Origin of the sequence: Actinoplanes missouriensis 431 (genome assembly GCF_000284295.1) — a bacterium.
GTDB classification, from domain to species: Bacteria; Actinomycetota; Actinomycetes; order Mycobacteriales; family Micromonosporaceae; genus Actinoplanes; species Actinoplanes missouriensis.
In genome coordinates this window covers 8,690,621-8,708,065 of the sequence record NC_017093.1, presented here as the reverse complement: position 1 = coordinate 8,708,065, position 17,445 = coordinate 8,690,621, and the positions used below count along the sequence as shown (strand labels likewise).

Annotated in this window: 22 protein-coding genes; 10 read left to right on the top strand and 12 right to left on the bottom strand. The window is 70.7% G+C overall.

All coding sequences use genetic code 11. From position 1 onward, the window contains the following. Window positions 1-7: 7 nt before the first annotated feature. The 4 genes from AMIS_RS39855 to AMIS_RS39840 form a co-directional block, all read right to left on the bottom strand. Window positions 8-676, bottom strand: a complete 669-nt coding sequence (locus AMIS_RS39855; protein ID WP_014448171.1) for a VOC family protein — start codon at window positions 674-676, stop codon at window positions 8-10. Window positions 677-938: 262 nt separating this feature from the next. Continuing rightward, window positions 939-1,181: a MoaD/ThiS family protein gene (locus AMIS_RS39850; protein WP_014448170.1), complete on the bottom strand. Its 243-nt coding sequence runs from the start codon at window positions 1,179-1,181 to the stop codon at window positions 939-941. A gap of 3 nt (window positions 1,182-1,184) precedes the next feature. Then, window positions 1,185-2,201: a GTP 3',8-cyclase MoaA gene (moaA, locus tag AMIS_RS39845; RefSeq protein ID WP_014448169.1), complete on the bottom strand. Its 1,017-nt coding sequence runs from the start codon at window positions 2,199-2,201 to the stop codon at window positions 1,185-1,187. A 99-nt stretch (window positions 2,202-2,300) separates the two neighbouring features. Next, entirely contained in the window at window positions 2,301-3,179 is an 879-nt protein-coding gene (locus tag AMIS_RS39840) for a fructosamine kinase family protein (protein WP_014448168.1), read from the bottom strand. Window positions 3,180-3,235: 56 nt separating this feature from the next. Here AMIS_RS39840 and AMIS_RS39835 point away from each other — a divergent pair, with 56 nt between their 5' ends. Together AMIS_RS39835 and AMIS_RS39830 are read left to right on the top strand one after the other, a co-directional pair. Then, on the top strand, window positions 3,236-3,739 hold the full coding sequence (locus AMIS_RS39835; protein WP_014448167.1) for a GNAT family N-acetyltransferase: 504 nt from the start codon (window positions 3,236-3,238) through the stop codon (window positions 3,737-3,739). Window positions 3,740-3,841: 102 nt separating this feature from the next. Beyond that, window positions 3,842-4,858 (top strand): DUF4192 domain-containing protein, encoded by a 1,017-nt coding sequence (locus tag AMIS_RS39830; protein ID WP_014448166.1) that lies wholly within the window; start codon window positions 3,842-3,844, stop codon window positions 4,856-4,858. Between the two features lie 11 nt (window positions 4,859-4,869). Here AMIS_RS39830 and AMIS_RS39825 read toward each other — a convergent pair whose 3' ends face one another. The 3 genes from AMIS_RS39825 to fdhD form a co-directional block, all read right to left on the bottom strand. Next, the gene (locus AMIS_RS39825; RefSeq protein ID WP_231859445.1) at window positions 4,870-5,973 is read right to left on the bottom strand and encodes an alkaline phosphatase D family protein; all 1,104 of its coding nucleotides are present in this window, start codon (window positions 5,971-5,973) and stop codon (window positions 4,870-4,872) included. Window positions 5,974-5,975: 2 nt separating this feature from the next. Beyond that, complete coding sequence (locus tag AMIS_RS44515) at window positions 5,976-6,515, bottom strand: alkaline phosphatase D family protein (RefSeq protein WP_014448164.1); 540 nt, start codon at window positions 6,513-6,515, stop codon at window positions 5,976-5,978. A gap of 71 nt (window positions 6,516-6,586) precedes the next feature. Next, window positions 6,587-7,414 (bottom strand): formate dehydrogenase accessory sulfurtransferase FdhD, encoded by an 828-nt coding sequence (gene fdhD, locus AMIS_RS39820; protein WP_014448163.1) that lies wholly within the window; start codon window positions 7,412-7,414, stop codon window positions 6,587-6,589. 87 nt (window positions 7,415-7,501) lie between these two features. Between fdhD and mobA the strand changes: the two genes are divergently transcribed. The 3 genes from mobA to AMIS_RS39805 are packed head-to-tail and all read left to right on the top strand — an operon-like array spanning window position 7,502 to window position 9,448. Further along, on the top strand, window positions 7,502-8,083 hold the full coding sequence (gene mobA, locus AMIS_RS39815) for a molybdenum cofactor guanylyltransferase (RefSeq protein ID WP_014448162.1): 582 nt from the start codon (window positions 7,502-7,504) through the stop codon (window positions 8,081-8,083). Window positions 8,084-8,085: 2 nt separating this feature from the next. Next, on the top strand, window positions 8,086-8,331 hold the full coding sequence (locus tag AMIS_RS39810; protein ID WP_014448161.1) for a DUF6457 domain-containing protein: 246 nt from the start codon (window positions 8,086-8,088) through the stop codon (window positions 8,329-8,331). A 49-nt stretch (window positions 8,332-8,380) separates the two neighbouring features. Then, the gene (locus AMIS_RS39805) at window positions 8,381-9,448 is read left to right on the top strand and encodes a T3SS (YopN, CesT) and YbjN peptide-binding chaperone 1 (protein WP_014448160.1); all 1,068 of its coding nucleotides are present in this window, start codon (window positions 8,381-8,383) and stop codon (window positions 9,446-9,448) included. Here AMIS_RS39805 and AMIS_RS39800 read toward each other — a convergent pair. Next, on the bottom strand, window positions 9,445-9,900 hold the full coding sequence (locus AMIS_RS39800; protein ID WP_041830359.1) for an Lrp/AsnC family transcriptional regulator: 456 nt from the start codon (window positions 9,898-9,900) through the stop codon (window positions 9,445-9,447). The two genes, AMIS_RS39805 and AMIS_RS39800, sit on opposite strands and share 4 nt — an antisense overlap. 68 nt (window positions 9,901-9,968) lie before the next feature. Between AMIS_RS39800 and ddaH the strand changes: the two genes are divergently transcribed. Together ddaH and AMIS_RS39790 are read left to right on the top strand one after the other, a co-directional pair. Further along, window positions 9,969-10,799, top strand: coding sequence for a dimethylargininase (gene ddaH / locus AMIS_RS39795; protein WP_014448158.1), 831 nt, complete (start codon window positions 9,969-9,971; stop codon window positions 10,797-10,799). A gap of 34 nt (window positions 10,800-10,833) precedes the next feature. Further along, entirely contained in the window at window positions 10,834-11,409 is a 576-nt protein-coding gene (locus AMIS_RS39790) for a bacterial proteasome activator family protein (protein ID WP_014448157.1), read from the top strand. Window positions 11,410-12,017: 608 nt separating this feature from the next. Here the strand turns inward: AMIS_RS39790 and AMIS_RS39785 are convergent. The 4 genes from AMIS_RS39785 to AMIS_RS41125 all read right to left on the bottom strand — a co-directional run bounded on the left by AMIS_RS39785 (window position 12,018) and on the right by AMIS_RS41125 (window position 15,751). Continuing rightward, complete coding sequence (locus AMIS_RS39785) at window positions 12,018-12,812, bottom strand: Cof-type HAD-IIB family hydrolase (RefSeq protein WP_041830357.1); 795 nt, start codon at window positions 12,810-12,812, stop codon at window positions 12,018-12,020. After that, the gene (locus AMIS_RS39780; protein ID WP_014448155.1) at window positions 12,812-13,627 is read right to left on the bottom strand and encodes an HAD family hydrolase; all 816 of its coding nucleotides are present in this window, start codon (window positions 13,625-13,627) and stop codon (window positions 12,812-12,814) included. The genes AMIS_RS39785 and AMIS_RS39780 overlap by 1 nt, the downstream gene beginning before the upstream one ends. 108 nt (window positions 13,628-13,735) lie before the next feature. Then, window positions 13,736-14,998 (bottom strand): serine--tRNA ligase, encoded by a 1,263-nt coding sequence (serS, locus tag AMIS_RS39775; protein WP_014448154.1) that lies wholly within the window; start codon window positions 14,996-14,998, stop codon window positions 13,736-13,738. Window positions 14,999-15,061: 63 nt separating this feature from the next. Continuing rightward, window positions 15,062-15,751: a hypothetical protein gene (locus tag AMIS_RS41125; RefSeq protein WP_051042342.1), complete on the bottom strand. Its 690-nt coding sequence runs from the start codon at window positions 15,749-15,751 to the stop codon at window positions 15,062-15,064. Between the two features lie 67 nt (window positions 15,752-15,818). On the opposite strand from AMIS_RS41125, the gene AMIS_RS39765 reads away from it, so the two are divergent. The 3 genes from AMIS_RS39765 (at window position 15,819) to AMIS_RS39755 (ending at window position 17,443) form a co-directional block, all read left to right on the top strand. Beyond that, a complete protein-coding gene (locus AMIS_RS39765; protein ID WP_014448152.1) occupies window positions 15,819-16,247 on the top strand; it encodes an OsmC family protein in 429 nt (142 codons plus the stop codon). An 81-nt stretch (window positions 16,248-16,328) separates the two neighbouring features. After that, entirely contained in the window at window positions 16,329-16,676 is a 348-nt protein-coding gene (locus tag AMIS_RS39760) for a metallopeptidase family protein (protein ID WP_172666718.1), read from the top strand. A gap of 26 nt (window positions 16,677-16,702) precedes the next feature. After that, window positions 16,703-17,443, top strand: a complete 741-nt coding sequence (locus AMIS_RS39755) for an AIM24 family protein (RefSeq protein WP_014448150.1) — start codon at window positions 16,703-16,705, stop codon at window positions 17,441-17,443. Window positions 17,444-17,445 lie beyond the last annotated feature (2 nt).

Below are 17,445 nucleotides of genomic sequence, written 5' to 3'. Positions count from 1 at the left end.
GCCCTGCTCAGTCGCGGCCCTGCCAGGTGGTTACGCAGATCTCGTTGCCCTCGGCGTCGGCGAGAACCCAGAACGACGGGGCACGCCGGTCCGACAGCAGCCGGCCGCCGACGACCAGGGCCTCCGCGATCCGGGCGGACGCCTCGTCGTGCGGGACACAGAGGTCGAGGTGGATCCGGTTCCGCTGCTGGCGCGGCTCGGTCATCTGCTGGAACCAGATCGCCGGCCCCTGCCCGACCGGGTCCACGAGCGGGTCGGTCGGTCCGGTGCGGCCCGGCTCGTCGGTGTAACCCAGCACCGCCTTCCAGAACGGGCGGATCGCGGCGATGTCCATCGCATCGATCGCCAGCTCCAGCTCCTGCACCGATCGGGGGTCGGCGTCGACGGCCGGGGTCGTGCGGTCCTCGGTCACGGCCGTGATCCGGTGGGCGAGCTCGACGTCTCGGTCGGTCACTGCGGCGGACTTGCGGGTCTGCAGCACGAACTCGACACGATCCGGCCTGACGTCGATCCGGAGGTGATCGTCGGCGTCGGCGCCGCAGGTGTCGACGGCTCGGGTGGCCAGGGTGGTGGCGTCGGTGAGTGAGGTGACCCGTACCGACGTTCGCAGCGTCCCCAGCAGGAACCGCCACCCTTGCTTGCCGACCGCGTCCGAGGCCTCGCTCCGGCTCAACATCCGTTCCACCCGGCCAGCCTCCCAGCCGGTCGCAACCACTCAGGCGCAGCGATCCGTCACAGACAGCCAGCTTGCGATCCGGCCGGGGGTGCGCAGTTGGGACCCGTCCCGCCCGTCGCCGCAGGCACGGCCATGGTCGAAGTCGCAGTCGCAGTCGCAGTCGCGGTCACGGGCTCCGTCACGGCCGGATCTTGGCAGGTGGCGCCCGTACCGGCCGAGGCCGAGGGCTGCCTCGATCTTGCGCGCGCGAACGGTGCCCTGCTCAGCCGCCGGCGAAGGGCGGAAGGACGTCGATCGTGGCGTTCGCCGGGAGGGGAGCCGCCCGGTCGTGACACGTCAAACCGTCCACCAGGAAGCTCGCCGCCTTCATCACCATGGCGAGCCGCTCCCCGTGGCGCTCCGCCAGCAACGAGGTGAGCTCCTCCAGCGTCTCGGCCTCCACCGGCTCCGACGAGAGGCCGCCCGCCGCAGCCCGGGCTCCGGCGAAGTAACGCACGGTCAGCACTGTTCAGCCTCCGATTGCGGACATGGGACGTGCGGGCTGGAGGAAGGCCGGGTCGTCGATGCCGTGGCCGGCGCGCTTGCCTCGCATCGCCACCTGCCACGCCTCGACGATCTCCGCGTCGCTCGCCCCGCCGCGGAGCAGCCTGCGCAGGTCGCTCTCGTCGGTGGCGAAGAGACAGTTGCGGACCTGGCCGTCGGCGGTGAGGCGCGTCCGGTCACAGTCACCGCAGAACGGCCGGGTCACGCTGGCGATCACGCCGACGCGGGCGGGCTGGCCGGCGGCATCGACGAACCCGGGGATGAGCCACGTCTCGGCCGGCGCCGTTCCACGTGAAACATCGTCGGGACGGAGATCGAACGGCTGGAGCGCGGCGAGGATCTCCTCGGCGGTGACCATCTCGTGCCGGTCCCACTGGTGTTGCGCATCGAGTGGCATCTGCTCGATGAAGCGCAACTGGTACCCATGGTCCAACGCGAATCGCAGCAGCGCCGGCGCCTCGTCGTCGTTGACGCCGCGCATGAGGACCGTATTGATCTTCACGGGGGTCAGGCCGGCGTCGGCTGCCGCGCGGAGTCCGGCGAGCACGTCGGCATGCCGGTCGCGGCGGGTCAGAGTGTGGAAGCGAGCCGGGTCGAGGGTGTCGAGCGAGACGTTCACCCGATCGAGCCCGGCCTCCTTGAGCGCGGCGGCGGTGCGGTCGAGGCCGATGCCGTTCGTCGTCACGGAGAGCTGGGGGCGGGGCGTGAGTTTCGCCGCCGCGGCGATGATGCCGACGAGCCCGCGCCGGATCAGCGGCTCGCCTCCGGTGAAGCGGACCTCGGTGACACCGAGCTGCTCGACCGCGATCCGGACCAGCCTGCTCACCTCGTCGTCGGTGAGCTGGTCGGGCTGCGGCATCCAGGCCAGGACCTCGGCGGGCATGCAGTAGGTGCACCGCAGGTTGCACCGGTCGGTGAGGGAGACGCGCAGGTCGGTCGCGATGCGGCCGAACCGGTCGGCGAGCACGGTCACGGAAGCCACCGCTCGGCTGATCTCTCGAAGAGGCTCACGGATCGAATCTAGCCGTTCCGGAGCCGCATTGCCGTTACGCAGATCGCTGTATGGGCAACTGAGGCGGGATCACGCCCGCAACACCGCGTCCGCGGTCGCCCGCACCGCCGAGCGATATCCGCTTCCGAACGCGGCCGTGTGCACGAGCAGCAGGTGCAGCTGGTGCAACGGCACCCGAGCCTCCCACCCGTCATGCAACGGCCACACCTCCCGGTACGCCCCGATGATCACGTCGAGATGCGGGACCCCGCCGAAGAGCGCGAGGGTCGCGAGATCGGTCTCCCGGTGACCTCCATGGGCGGCGGGATCGACGAGCCACCCCCGCCCGTCAGCGCCCCACAGCAGATTGCCCGGCCACAGGTCGCCGTGGATGCGGGCGGGACGCTCCTCACCCCCGTACTCGTCGATGGTGGAAAGGATGAGCTCGACGGCCGTGACGTCATCTCCGGAGAGCGCGCCGCGATCAGCGGAGAGTCGCAGGTAGGGAAGCAGGCGCCGGGTCGCGAACCAGGCGCCCCACGGCCTGTCGCCGACGGTGTTGTCCAGTGGCAGCGGGCCGATCCATCCCGGCCAGGCGGCGCCGAAGGAGTCGGCCCCGGCGCGGTGCAGCGACGCCAGCGACCGGCCGAACTCTTCAGCGGAAGCGCGGGTCGGCGAGCCGGGCGTGATCCATTCCAGGGCGAGCAGGTCGGGAAGGGCGACGATCACTTCCGGTACGGGCACCGCGCCCGCCGACCGCAACCAGCGCAGTGAGGCGGCCTCCGCGGCGAACATGCCGTCCGGCGCCGGGTCGCTGGGCCAGCTCTTCGCGAACAGTGACGTCCCGTCGTCGAGGGTCAGCCTGCGGGCCGTGCACACCCCGGCCGCGACAGGCGTCTCCCGGATCCGCTGGTGGGTGAGAAATGCCGGAAGGTGCTGGGGGTGCGCGCGCAGGTACACCATGTCCACCCGCTTATCTTGCGCTTCTGGTGACGAACATCCCAATTCGAAGGCATGATGACGACATGACCCCTGTCGCTGTGCGTTCTTATCGCCCGAGCGATCACTCCGCGGGCCGGAACCTGTGGGCGGAGCTCACCCGGCAGCACAACGAGATGTATGGGGAACACACCGACGACAACGGGGCCGGCTTCGAGGAGTACCTGACGCGGCTGGACCTCTCCGGACTCTGGGTGGCCGACCACGCCGACGACGGGGTGATCGGGATGGTCGGGCTGATCATGCGCGGCCGGGCCGGTGAGGTGGACCCGGTCGTCGTCACGATCACGCACCGGCACAAGGGCGTCGGCCGTCTGCTCCTGCAGCACGTCGCCGCCGAGGCGAAGAACCGGAACATGACGTCGCTGACCATCTCCCCCGAGTCGCGCAACGTCGACGCGATCCGCAGTCTGCACGCCGCCGGCTACGACGTGGTCTCCTCGATCGAGCTGACCATGGATCTCAACCGGCACGAGCACGCATGGCAGCAGGAAGGCCTGCAGTTGCACGAGTTGCCGTTCCGCAGCTGAAAAAGCCAGCGCCCTGTGGAGGAAGCCAGCCCTGTGGACAACTCATCCACAGGCCGGTGATTGGCACTCGGCGGCGATCCGCGCACGGCGACGCTGCCCGGCATGACAACCGACTGTCCCGTCATCGTCCGCTCCCCTTCCGAACTCGTCGCGGTCCTGCCGTTCCTGCTGGGCTATCACCCGGCGAACAGCGTGGCCGTGGTCGGTCTCTCCGGCCCTGAGGTCGACTTCGGCGCCTGTTACGAGCTGCCACCGCCGGACGAGGATCCGCACGTCGCCGCCCGGTCGGTCGCCGTGACGGTGGCACGCCAGGCGTCGCCGTCGGTGGTCCTGGTCGGTTTCGGGCCTCCGGCCCGGATCACCCCCGCGGTGTTGCGCCTGGCGGAGGCGTTGCGCCAATTGGGGGTACGGGTGAACGACGTCCTCCGAGTGACCGACCGGCGCTGGTGGTCCTACTTCTGCGGCGACCTCCACTGCTGCCCCGACGAGGGCACTCCCTGCCTGCCGCCGGACAGCGTGGTCGCGGCGGAGGCGACGTTCCGCGGTGAGGTGGCGCTGCCAAGCCGCCGTGCCCTGACCGCACAGGTCGCCGCGATGGAGGGCCCGGAGCGGGCCGCGATGGCCGATGCCACCGAGCACGCCAGGAAACGATTCTCCGGCCTGCTCACCGACGAACTGAACGCCCGGAGGTGTTCGCGCCGGATCCGTCACGCCGGCCAGATCGCGGTGCGCCGTGCCGAGACCCGGTACCGGTCCGGGCACGGCATCGACCTCGCCGAGACGGCCTGGCTGGGGGTGCTGCTGGCGGATCGTGCCGTGGAGGACTACGCGCTGGACCGGGTCGGGCCGCAGGAGTGGCGGATCCGGCTCTGGACCGACGTGCTGCGCCGGGTCGAGCCGGTGTACGTCCCGGCGCCTGCCTGCCTGCTCGGCTTCACCGCCTGGCGGGCCGGCCGGGGCGCCCTGGCCCGGGTGGCGGTGGACCGGGCCCTGGCGACCGAGCCGCAGCACCAGCTCGCCGGGCTGCTGCATCAGATCCTCGGGTTCGGTCTGTCACCGCACATGGTGGGCGACGGCTTCCGTCCCGGCCGGACCCGCCGACGCCGGCGGGCCCGGTGAGGGAAGGCGTGTCAGGGGCGGGCGGTCTCCTGCTCGACGGTTGCCGCGCCGAGGTCGCCGGTGGACCGCAGAGCCGACGCGCCGGGCGTCGGGTTGTCCGCGACCAGGTTCAGCCCGGGAACCCGGTCCTCGATCACGAACCGGGCCCGGGTGTGCGCCGGAGCGCCCGCCCGCGTCACGTACGGCAGTGTCACGAAGTCCGCGGTCAGCGCATCCTTGGTGATCGTGGTCCGGACGTAACCTCGCTGGTTGTTGTAGAACCGCAGATGCGGGTTCCAGGCCGCCCACGGGTGGTTGCCGCCGGTCACGTCGGCGCCGTCGCCGCCCGAGGTGATCGAGGAGCAGACCAGCTCGGTGCCGACCGTCTTCGACGTCGGGTCGTCGTAGTTCAGCTTCAGGTCGTCGGCCCAGTGCGCGTGCACGTCACCGGTGAGCACGACCGGGTTGCGGACGCCCGCGTCCACCCAGCCGCGGGTGATCCGGTCGCGGGACGCCTGGTACCCGTCCCATGAGTCCATGCTGAGCACCTTCGCGGGGCCGGAGTTGTTGTCCCGCTGCCCGAAGAAGACCTGCTGGCCGAGCACGTCCCAGCGCGCGGTGGATCGGCGGAACCCGTCGAGCAGCCACTTCTCCTGCTCGGCGCCGGTGATGCTGCGGGCCGGGTCGATCGCGGCGGGACAGTCCTTGTACCCGTCGCCGCACCCCTGGTCGTCGCGGTACTGCCGGGTGTCGAGCATGTGGAACGTGGCGAGACGGCCCCAGTGCAGCCGCCGGTACAGCTGCATGTCGATGCCACGGGGGATCGAGGTGCGGCGCAGCGGCATGTTCTCGTAGTACGCCTGGAACGCGGCCGCCCGCCGTACCAGGAAATCGGGGTCCGGTTGTTCGGGCGCCTCGTCGGCCCAGTTGTTCTCGGTCTCGTGGTCGTCCCAGACGACGGCCCAGGGCGCGACGGCGTGCGCGGCCTGCAGGTCCGGGTCGGTCTTGTACTGGGCGTGCCGCTGACGGTAATTGGCGAGCGTCACGGTCTCCGGACCCTCGTGGTCACGCGGATTGCCACCCGGGATCACATATTGTCCCGCCTTGTACTCGTACTGATAGTCACCGAGGTGCAGGATCAGTTCCGGCTCGTCCTCGGCCAGCCTGCGGTACGCGGTGAAGTACCCGTCTCGTACTGGGAGCAGGAGACGAACGACATCGCGAGCGCCGAGACCTGTGCCGAGCGCCGTGGCGCGGTCCGGGTGCGGCCGACCGGCGAGGTGTGCCGCTCGGCGTGGAACCGGTAGAAGAACTCCCGGCCCGGCGACAGGCCGTCCAGTTCCACGTGGACGCTGTGCGCGCGGTCCGGGCGGGCCACCGTGACACCGCGTCGGACGATCTTACGGAACCGTTCGTCGGCGGCGAGTTCCCAGGTGACGACGACATTGCGGTACGGCATGCCGCCGAGACCGTCCTCGGCGAGCGGGGTGGGCGCGAGCCGGGTCCAGAGCACGAAGCCGTCGGGGTCCGGGTCGCCGGACGCCACCCCGAGGGTGAACGGGTTGGTGCGCAGCGGTCCGCGATAGGGCGCCGCGGACGCGGCGAGGGGCCAGACAGTGGTCGCGGCGGTGGCACCGGCGGCGGAGGTCAGCAGCAGGGTACGGCGCGATAAAGGCATGCCCGCAGACTTGCGACCATGGATGAATGTGAATGCGCCGCCGATCTTACGGATGCGGGAATGTCACATGGTCAGAACGTGACGCGCTGCGCGCCCGCATAGATGTTCATCCGTGGTTCGCGGAGGAACCCGACGAGCGTCATCCCCGCCTCGCCGGCCAGGTCCACCGCGAGCGTGCTCGGCGCCGACACCGCCGCGAGCAGCGGCAGGCCGGCCATCCACGCTTTCTGGGTCAGCTCGAAGCTGGCCCGCCCGGACACCATCAGCACGTGCCCGGCCAGCGGCAGCCGGCCCTCCCGCAACGCCCAGCCGATCACCTTGTCGACCGCGTTGTGCCGGCCCACGTCCTCCCGGAGCACCAGCAGGTCGCCGCCGGCCGTGAACAGTCCGGCGGCGTGCAGCCCGCCGGTCCGGTCGAACGCCCGCTGCGCCGCCCGCAGCTTGTCCGGCAGGCCGGCGAGGACCCGCGCCGAGATCCGCATCGCGTCGCCCGTCACGTCGAAGCGCGACCTCGTCCGTACCGCGTCGATGCTGGCCTTGCCGCAGACCCCGCAGGAGCTGGTGGTGTAGAAGTTCCGGCTCGGGTCGGTCACCGGCGGCGGCACGTGCGAGTCGAGCACCACGTCGACCACGTTGTACGTGTTCGGGGTGTCGGTGCCGGCGCAGAGCTGTGCGGTCAGCACGTCGTCCGCCTTGCCGATCACGCCCTCGCTGAGGAGGAAGCCCATCGCGAGGTCGATGTCGTGGCCGGGAGTGCGCATAGTCACAGCGAGCGGTTGCTTGCGGAGTCTGATCTCCAGCGGCTCCTCGGCGGCGAGCTCGTCGCGTTTCTGCCGGGTGGAGGGAACGGCGCCCAGGTCAACGCTCACCACCGTACGCCGCGTCACGTTCCTCCCCATGTAGGAAGCGTACGGGCTTGAACTGAGCGCGCGGTCACGCCCGGCACGCGGTCGGGATACGGTACTCACGTGGGGGGATTTGCGGCGGTGGTCCTGGCCGGTGGTGCGGCGCGGCGAATGGGTGGTGCGGACAAGCCGACGTTGCCCGTCGCCGGTCAGTCGATGCTGACCCGTGTCCTGGCCGCCGTGCACGACGCCGACCCCCGGGTGGTGGTCGGCCGGGTGCCCGCTGACCTGCCCGTCGCGGTGCACGTGACCCGCGAGGAGCCGCCCGGTGGCGGTCCGGTCGCGGCCGCCGCGGCCGGTCTCGCGCTGGTGCCCGACTCGGTGACCTACACCGCCCTGCTCGCGGCGGACCTGCCGTTCCTGACCGGCGAGGCGATCGACGTCCTGCGGCTCACCATGGAGTCGGCCCCGATGGAGGGCGCGGTCTACCGCGACGCCGAGGGCCACCTCCAGGTGCTCTGCGGTGTCTGGCGGACGAAAGCGCTGCGTGCCGCGCTGGACCGGCTCGCCGAGGAACGCGGCGGGCTGGACGGCGCACCGGTGCGGTCGCTGCTGGAGAAGGTGCGCGTGGTGGAGGTGTCGTGGCGTCGTCCCGGCCCGCCGCCCTGGTTCGACTGCGACACCGACGACGATCTGCGCACCGCCGAGGAATGGGCACGCTGACGATGAAAGAGATGGACGACTGGCTCGCCGCGGTCGGCGCCGAGCTCGGGGTGCGGCCGGACGAGGTGCCGACCGGTGAGCTGCTCGACGTGGCCCGGGATGTGGCGCACAACGTTCTGCGGCCCGGCGCGCCGGTCACGGCGTACCTGATGGGTCTTGCGGTGGGTCGTGGCGCGGACCCGGCGGAGGCCGCCGCGAAGATCAGTGCCCTGGCGCTGAGCTGGGGCGATCGTAAAGATCAAAGCTGAGGGCGGTGGAGGGCGTTCACACCGGCTTCGCGCTCGATAGGGTGACGGGATGACGCCGGACGACAGCATCCTGCTCGACGAGCCGACCACCGCCGATCTGCGGGCGAAGGTCACCGAGGCGTGGCGGGAGTTCGCCGCAGCGCTGGCCACTCTGCTGCCCACCCTCCAGCCGGGTGCGCACGTCGACATCACCCTGGACCCGACCGCGTCCGGCACCGGCACCGCGGTCTACTCGGTGAGCATGCGTGTGGCGCAGGACGGCTTCGTCGAGGCGCTGGCGGTCGGCAACGCCGAGCTGCCCACGGAGTACCGGATGGACCGTGCCGCGGTCGCCGACATGGTGGCGCTCGGCTGGTCCCCGCCCGGCGTGCTGCCCGGCTCGGGTGACTCGTTCGGCCTGCGCGGCGGGCCGGACCAGGCGCGCGAGCTCGCCACCGCGGTCTCCCGGACACTGCGTGACGTCTACGGCGCCCCGCACCCGGCGTTCCTCGTCTACCTGGTCCACGACGAGGAGGACGAGCCGATCGAGACGACGCCGCTCGGCACCGCCCGGCACGAGCCGGCCGTCGGCGGCACGGTCGACCTCGACGACCTGGAGGACGACGACGCCCTGGAGGCGGCGCTCGCGACTGTCGACGCCGACGTGGTGCCGCTGGAGGAGCGGGTCCGCACGGTCGTCGCCACGATGTCGAAGACCACTGTCGACCAGCTGCAGGTGGACGCGGACGGCGACATCGGCATCCGGGCCGGCTCGGCGATGGTCTTCGTCCGGGTCCGGGACAACCCGCCCCTGGTCGACGTCTTCTCCCCGATCCTGACCGAGGTCGAGCCGACCGAGCAGCTCTACGTGAAGCTCTCCGAGCTGACCAACCGGATGCCGATCGGCCGGCTCTACTGCGCGCAGGACACGGTGTGGGCGTCGATCCCGGTGTTCGGCCGCAACTTCCAGGCCATCCACCTCATGCTGGCCGTGCAGGTGATGACGGGTCTCGCCGACGAGCTGGACGACCGGCTGCACGGCGAGTTCGGCGGCAAGCGCTTCTTCGTCGAGGGTGACAAGCCGGTCCCGGCGAAGGACCGTCCCTCCGACGAGCACCGGCCCGGGATGTACCTCTAGGCGGGTGCCACCGTCGTCGGCGTCTCCACGAGCCGGGACAACACCACCATGCTGCGCGTGGACGTCACGAACGGCTCCGCGCGCAGCCTTTCCAGCGCCTGCTCCAGGTGCCCGATGTCGGCGGCGCGCAGGTGCACGAGCGCGTCCGCCTGCCCGGAAACCGTGTACGCCCCGACGACCTCCGGGTGCCGCCGGGTCGCCACGGTGATCTGCGCGGGCGTGGTCCGGCCGGTGCAGAACAGCTCGACGAACGCCTCGGTGGTCCAGCCGACCGCAGCCGGCTCGATGACGGCGGTGAATCCCTTGATGACCCCACTGGCCCGCAAACGATCGACGCGCCTCTTCACCGCCGGCGCGGAGAGCGAGACCTTGGCGCCGATCTCGGCGTAGGAGGCGCGGGCGTCGGCCACCAGCAACGCAATGATTCGCTGGTCAATGGCGTCCATCTGCAACGAATCGCCTCCGAGGAGCAAGATTTCTAGCTGTTTGCTGCACCCCAGCCTACCTACCCTTTAGATTCATGAGCCACGACGAGCGATTGCCGCGAAACAGGACATATCTGATGTGTCCCCCGGAGCATTTCACGGTTGAGTACGCCATCAACCCGTGGATGGACACCAAGGTCGCGGTCGACGCCGGACGGGCGCTCACCCAGTGGGAGATGCTGCGCACCACGCTGACCGGCCTCGGTCACCAGGTGCACGTCCTCGACGCGCGGCCCGGGCTGCCCGACATGGTCTACTCCGCGAACGGCGCGTTCTCCGTCGACGGCACGGTCTACGGCGCCCGCTTCAAATATCCGCAGCGCGCCGCCGAGGCTGCCGCGCATCAGGCGTTCTACACGTCGTCGTTCGCCTGGCGATACGTCGAGCCGCAGCAGGTCAACGAGGGTGAGGGCGACTTCGCGTACCTGCCCGGCGCCTACGGCGGCCTGGTCCTCGCCGGCTACGGCTTCCGCACCGACCCGGCCGCGCACGCCGAGGCTCAGGAGGTGCTCGGCCGTCCGGTGATCTCGCTGAAGCTGGTCGACCCGGCCTTCTACCACCTGGACACCGCCCTCGCTGCCCTCGACGACAGGCACGTCACGTACTACCCGGACGCGTTCTCGCCGGCCTCGCAGCGGGTGCTCGCCCAGCTCTTCCCGGACGCGCTGCTCGCCGACCGGGAGGACGCCGAGGCGTTCGGGCTGAACCTGGTCAGCGACGGCCGGCACGTGATCCTCAACACGGAGGCGACAGGCATGGCCCGCAAGGTGAGCGCCGCCGGATACCTCCCGATGCCCGTCGACCTCTCCGAACTCAAGCGCGGCGGCGGAAGTGTCAAGTGCGCCGTCGCCGAGCTCCGGGCATGAGCAGCACGAGATTCGGTGAGCAAAGATAGGACCCATGACCGACGACACCCGCACCACTGAGCACTCTGAAGACGGCTCCGTCATCGTCGTGGGCCCGGACGGCCGCCCGATCGGCACGTTCGCCGAGGACGGCTCGCTCACCCCGGAGGAGCCGGGCAACCTGATCGAGCAGCCCGCGAAGGTCATGCGCATCGGCAGCATGATCAAGCAGCTGCTCGAAGAGGTCCGCGCGGCTCCGATCGACGAGGCCAGCCGCGGCCGCCTGCGGGAGATCCACCAGCGGTCGATCAAGGAGCTGGAGGACGGCCTCGCCCCCGAACTGCGCGAGGAACTGGAGCGCCTCTCCCTCCCGTTCGAGGGCGACACCCCGCCGAGCGAGGCCGAGCTCCGCATCGCGCAGGCCCAGCTGGTCGGCTGGCTCGAGGGTCTCTTCCACGGCATCCAGGCCGCCCTGGTCGCCCAGCAGATGGCCGCCCGCCTCCAGCTCGAACAGATGCGCGGTGGCACCCCCGGCCGCCCGGCCCTCCCGGCCGGCGCCATGATCCCCGGCCGTCCGACTCCCGGCGCCGGCTCCGGCGACGTCCAGGGCCGGACCGGGCAATACCTTTAGGGGTACGCGCCGGCACCTCCCCACCCAACGTGAACCGTCCCGGCCGGCAGCTCCCTGACGCCCCTTCCGCCGGCGCTTCCCAGCGCCGGCCCCGGCGCCCCCGCACGCCGAACCCGGGATAGCGCTCCCGCAACCCATCCCGCAACAGAGCCGAACACGTGGGGGCCGCCGCCCGCGCCGCCGCGGCGTCCCGTCGCAGCGCCCCGTCGCGTTCGTGCGTCGCGTTCGTGCGTCGCGTTCGTGCGTCGCGTTCGTGCGTCGCGTTCGTGCGCGGGCGGACGCTGGATGAGCGAGCCCAGTAGTGGGGCGCCGGGGCGAGTGCCGAGCTGCTGCAGGGCGGTTGCCGAGCGGCGGCGGGTAACGGGGGTGCCGAGCGGCGCGGCCGGGCGGGGGCGTGGCGGTGGCCTGGCGGCGGCCGGGCGGGCGCTGGCGTGGCGGCTGGGGCGGCTTCTTCGGTGACGGGGCGGCGCCGGGGACGGTGACGGGGCGCCGGGGACGGTGACGGGGCGCCGGGGCCGGCGGCGGGAAGCGCCGGCGGGAGGGGCGTGAGGCGCAGGCTGGGGTGGGACTGGGCGGGTGCGGTTGGGGGGTGTCCGACGCGTACCCGATCAGAGGTTGAAGGCTGCCTGCAGGTAGGCCGCGACGCCGTCCTCGTCGTTCGACGCGCAGATCGCGTCCGCTGTCGCCTGGAGGGCCGGGTGAGCGTTGCCCATGGCGACCGCGTGGCCGGCCCAGGTCAGCATCGGGATGTCGTTGGGCATGTCGCCGAAGGCCAGGACCTGGTCGGCGGTGATGCCGTCGCGGTCGCAGAGCCAGGCCAGGCCCGCCGCTTTCGTGACGCCTGCCGCGGAGATCTCGACCAGGGCCGACGAGGAGGAGCGGGTGGCCTCGGCGACGCCGCCCAGGGTGCGGCTGACCAGCTCGAGGAAGTCGTCCGGGTCGGCGGTCGCGGAGCGGGCCAGCAGTTTGACCGCGGGCAGGGAGGTCAGCTCCTCGGGGGAGCTGATCACCCGGACGCGGTGGTCGGTCTCCCAGCGGAGCGTCCAGCTCTCCTCGTGGAGGAACCCGCGCCCGTCCTCCACCTCGACCGCGAGGGAGACGTCCGGCACGGCGTCACGCAGGCGTTTCGTCACGTCCAGCAGGACCTCGACGGGCATCGAGTCGGCGCGCAGGACCTCGTCGTTGTCGGGGTCGTAGATGACCGCGCCGTTCGCGCAGACCGCGGGCAGCGGGTGGGGCAACTGGTCGTAGAGCTGGTCGAGCCACCGCAGCGGACGCCCGGTCACCAGGACCACGGGGACCGGGACCCGGGCCAGGACGTCCAGAGTGCGGGGGGAGAGCCTGCGCTCGCTGTTGATCAGAGTGCCGTCGATATCGGTCGCGACGAGCCGGAAACGTGACATCACCTCGACAATAGCTCGTTGAGAAAGACCGCCACGCCGTCCTGATCATTGGTGAGCGTCACCGCGTCGGCCTGGGCGAGCAGCTCCGGGTGGGCGTTCGCGACGGCGACCCGGCCCCAGCCGGCCCAGGCGAACATCGGCAGGTCGTTGGGCATGTCACCGAAGACGAGCACGTCCGCCGGGTCCACGCCGACCGACTCGGCGACGACCGCGAGACCGGTGCCCTTGTCGACGCCGGACGGGCAGATCTCCACGTAGTCGAGACCGGCCTGGGTCACGGTCGCGAGGTCGGCCGGCACCACCCGGCGGGCGACCGCGAGCAGCTCGTCGACGTCGTGCCGGAAGGACCGGGCGAACGCTTTGATCACGTCGCCGGTGAGACATTCCGCCCGGGTACGCGTCTCGACCGTCACCGGATAACGCCAGGTCGGGTCGTAGTCACCCCAGAGCGGCGACTCGTCGTGCTCCAGCGCCTCGAACATCACCGAGAGCGGGCTGCCGATCGCCGACTCCAGCGCGGCGAGCGCCCGCCCGAGCGCCTCGCCGGGCAGTCGCGCCTGACGCAGGTAACGGGACTCGGCCTGGTCGAGCACCCAGCCGCCCTGCGCCAGCACCAGGTAGTCGGCGACCCGGATGTCGTTGCGGACGAGGGAGGTGAGCCGGGGGCCCCGGCCGGTCGCCGCGACGATCCGGATGCCGGCGGCGCGGACCCGATCGAGAACATCGTGGGTGAACGCGGAGACCGTGTCGTCGCTGCGGACGAGGGTGCCGTCGAGGTCCGTGGCGATGAGTTTGGGGAGCCCGGGCTTGAGCATCGAAGCCTCCGAGGGTTGGTGAACCCCCGCGGAGGGCGGAAGGAGAACGCTACACCGGTCCGGCTACCAGCTGCCATGACAACTGGTAGCCAGACGGTTGCGAGATCCTTACTTAGCGGGCTCGAGCACTTCACGGCCGCCGAGGAACGGCTGCAGCGCCTTCGGCACCCGCACCGAGCCGTCCGGCTGCTGGTGGTTCTCCAGGATCGGAATCAGCCACCGGGTCGTCGCGAGCGTCCCGTTCAGCGTCGCCGCGATCTGCGTCTTGCCGTTCTCGTCGCGGTACCGGACGTTGAGCCGGCGCGCCTGGAACGTGGTGCAGTTCGACGTCGAGGTGACTTCGCGGTACCGCCCCTGCGACGGCACCCACGCCTCGCAGTCGTACTTGCGGGAGGCGCTGGTGCCCAGGTCGCCGGCCGCCACGTCGATCACCCGGTAGGGGATCTCGACCTTGGCGAGCATCTCCTCCTCCATCGCCAGCAGGCGCTGGTGCTCAGCGAGGGCGTCCTCCGGCCGGCAGAACGAGAACATCTCCACCTTGTCGAACTGGTGCACCCGGAGGATGCCGCGCACGTCCTTGCCGTGCGAGCCGGCCTCCCGCCGGTAACACGTCGACCAGCCGGCGAACCGCTCCGGACCGTTGCTGAGGTCGATGATCTCGTTCGTGTGGTAGGCCGCGAGGGCCACCTCCGACGTGCCGACCAGGTAGAGGTCGTCGGCTTCCAGCCGGTAGATCTCACTGGCGTGCGAGCCCAGGAACCCGGTGCCCTCCATCGACTCCGGACGGACCAGGGTCGGCGTGATCGACGGGGTGAACCCGTGCTCGACCGCCTGCTGGATGGCGAGTTGCAGCATGCCGAGCTGCAGCAGCGCGCCGACACCGGTCAGGAAGTAGAACCGCGAGCCGGACACCTTCGCGCCGCGCTCGGTGTCGATCGCGCGGAGCGCCTCACCGATCTCCAGGTGGTCTTTCGGGTTGGCGATCTCGGGGATCGCGCCGACCTCGCGGAGCACCACGAAGTCGTCCTCGCCACCGGCCGGCGCGCCGTCCTCCACCACGTTCGGCACGGCCAGGTGCGCGCGACGCAGTGCCTGCTCGGCCTCGCCTGCCGCGGCTTCCGCCGCTTTCACTTCAAGAGCCAGGTCCTTGGTACGGGCGAGCAGGGCCGCCCGTTCGTCGCCGCTCGCCTTGGCGACCTCTTTGCCGATGGACTTCTGCTCGGCCCGGACGGACTCGAACCGCTGGGTCGCGGCCCGGCGCTCCTCGTCGGCGCTCAGCAGCGCGTCCACCAGGTCGGTGGACTCGCCGCGCAGTCGCTGGCTGGCGCGGATCAGTTCGGGGTCTTCCCGGAGCAGACGCAGGTCAATCACGGTTGTCGAGCCTACCGGGACGCCGGTCCGATCATCACCCGGATATCCCCCGATGTCCCGCTCTCACCGCTCGTGCGGCTGGTCCCGGTCGGCGCCGGACACGGCGAACGGGCTGGCCGGCGTGATGGTGAGCTCCAGCGGCGTGTCCGGCACGGTCTCGATCTCCCGTTTCCGGCTGATCGCCGGGCGGCTGCCCGGGTCACGGCCGGACAGCCAGAGAGCGGCGACCACCGCCGTCACCGCGGCCAGCGCGCACCAGAGGCCTCGCCCGTAGGTCACCTCCGGCGGGTTCTCCCCCAGCTGCACGCTCAGGAACCGGGAGACCAGCAGGGACTGGTCACCGAGCATCTGCACCAGGCCGAGCAGCACGGCCAGCTGCACACCGCCCAGGCTGAGCCCGGCGAGCCGTGCGTACCCCCGGCCGGCCGGCGGGCCGAAGAACGTCAGCACCGCCGCGGTCACCAGCAGGAAGAGCCCGCCCAGGTACGCCGCGCCGACGCCACCGAGGTCGATCAGGGTGGTCGGGAACATCTCGGCCTCGGCCAGCTCCCCGTCGGCGAGCGCGACGGTGTCCACGGTTGTGACCTGCCACTCGGAGATCAGCGACGCGAAGGCCGCGACACCGCCGAGGCCGGCCAGCAGCTGCGGGAGCCGCCGGTCCGAGCCGAGATCCTGCAGGTAGGCGAAGCGGCGCGGTCTGTCCTCCGCCTCGGGCGCGCCGAATTCGATCACGGACTCGGAATCTGAGGACATGCGCTCCATAATGGCCCCTTGCGTCGACTGCGGACCAGCGACCGGCAAATGGGCTAGCGTTCTGGTCATGCCTATTCGTACTGCTTCGGCTCGCTGGGAAGGGAACCTCACCGAGGGTTCCGGCACTGTCAAGACCGGTAAGGGTGGCCTGCAAGGCAACTACTCCTTCAAGTCGCGCTTCGAGGAGGGCGAGGGGACCAACCCCGAGGAGCTCATCGCCGCCGCGCACTCCGGCTGTTTCTCGATGGCGTTCTCGAAGGGCCTCGCCGACGCGGGTTTCACCCCGACCTCGGTGGAGACAGTCGCCAAGGTCCGCATGGACAAGGTCGACGGCGGCTTCGGCGTCACCGGGATCGAGCTCGAGACCGTCGGTGACGTCCCGGGCATCGACGAGGCGACGTTCCAGAAAATCGCCGAGGGCGCCAAGGAGAACTGCCCGATCTCGCGGCTGCTCTCCCCGGGTGCGCCGATCACCCTGGTCGCGAAGCTCGCCTGAGGTTGTGTGAACCGGCGCGGCCTCGTGCCGTGCCGGTTTCCCGCTCGATGCGTAATTCCGGGCACAATTGCCACCGTGCCGGTGAACATGAGTCGTGAACGGTTCGAAGAGCTCGTCGGGGACGCCCTCGACGAGGTCCCCAACGAGTTGCTGTCCCTCATGAACAACGTGGTCTTCCTGGTCGAGGACGCGCCGCCGGACGGCAGTGAGGACCTGCTCGGGCTCTACGAGGGCACCGCGCTCACCGACCGCGGCTGGGACTACGCCGGCACGCTCCCCGACCGGATCACCATCTACCGCCTCCCCACACTGCAGGTCTGTGACAGCGACGAGGACGTGGTGGAGGAAGTGGCGATCACCGTGGTGCACGAGATCGCCCACCACTTCGGGATCGACGACCAGCGCCTTCACGAACTCGGGTGGGGGTAGTTGCCGGGATTTCCTACGCTGGGATCATGCGCAGCGAACTTTTCTCCACGGAGAATCTCGAGAAGGAATCCTCTCAGCCGGGCCTCCGGCTGCAGAACTCCAAGCTGCTCAAGGCCGAGCTGAACGGCGATTTCCTGGCGCGGACCGGGTCGATGGTGGCGTACCAGGGACAGGTGCAGTTCGAGGCTCTCGGCTCGGGCGGCATCGGCAAGTTCCTCAAGCAGAAGCTGACCGGTGAGGGCGTGCCCCTGATGCGGGTGCGCGGACAGGGCGACGTCTTCCTCGCCGACCGTGCCGCCGACATCCACCTGATCGACCTTGAGCCGGGCGACGCGCTCTCCATCAACGGGTCGAACGTGCTGGCCTTCGACTCGTCGCTCAGCTACGACATCAAGGTCGTCAGCGGCGCCGGGATGATGTCCAGCGCGGGCCTCTTCAACTGTGTCTTCACCGGCGCCGGCCGGATCGCGGTGACGACGCACGGCACGCCGGTGGTGCTCAACGTCGACGCGCCCACCTACGTCGACCCGCAGGCCGCGATCGCCTGGTCGGCGAACCTGCAGACCGGTTTCCACCGGGCCGAGCAGTTCAGCTTCGGCAACCTGCTGGGCCGCAGCACGGGTGAGCGCTTCACGATGAGCTTCAGCGGGCACGGCTTCGTGATCGTGCAGCCGTCCGAGGAACCGCCGGGTGGCCTGGCCGGTGGCGCCTCCGGGTCGTCGTCGTCCAAGTCGGGCGGGCTGCTGGACGGGCTCTTCGACGACTAGGC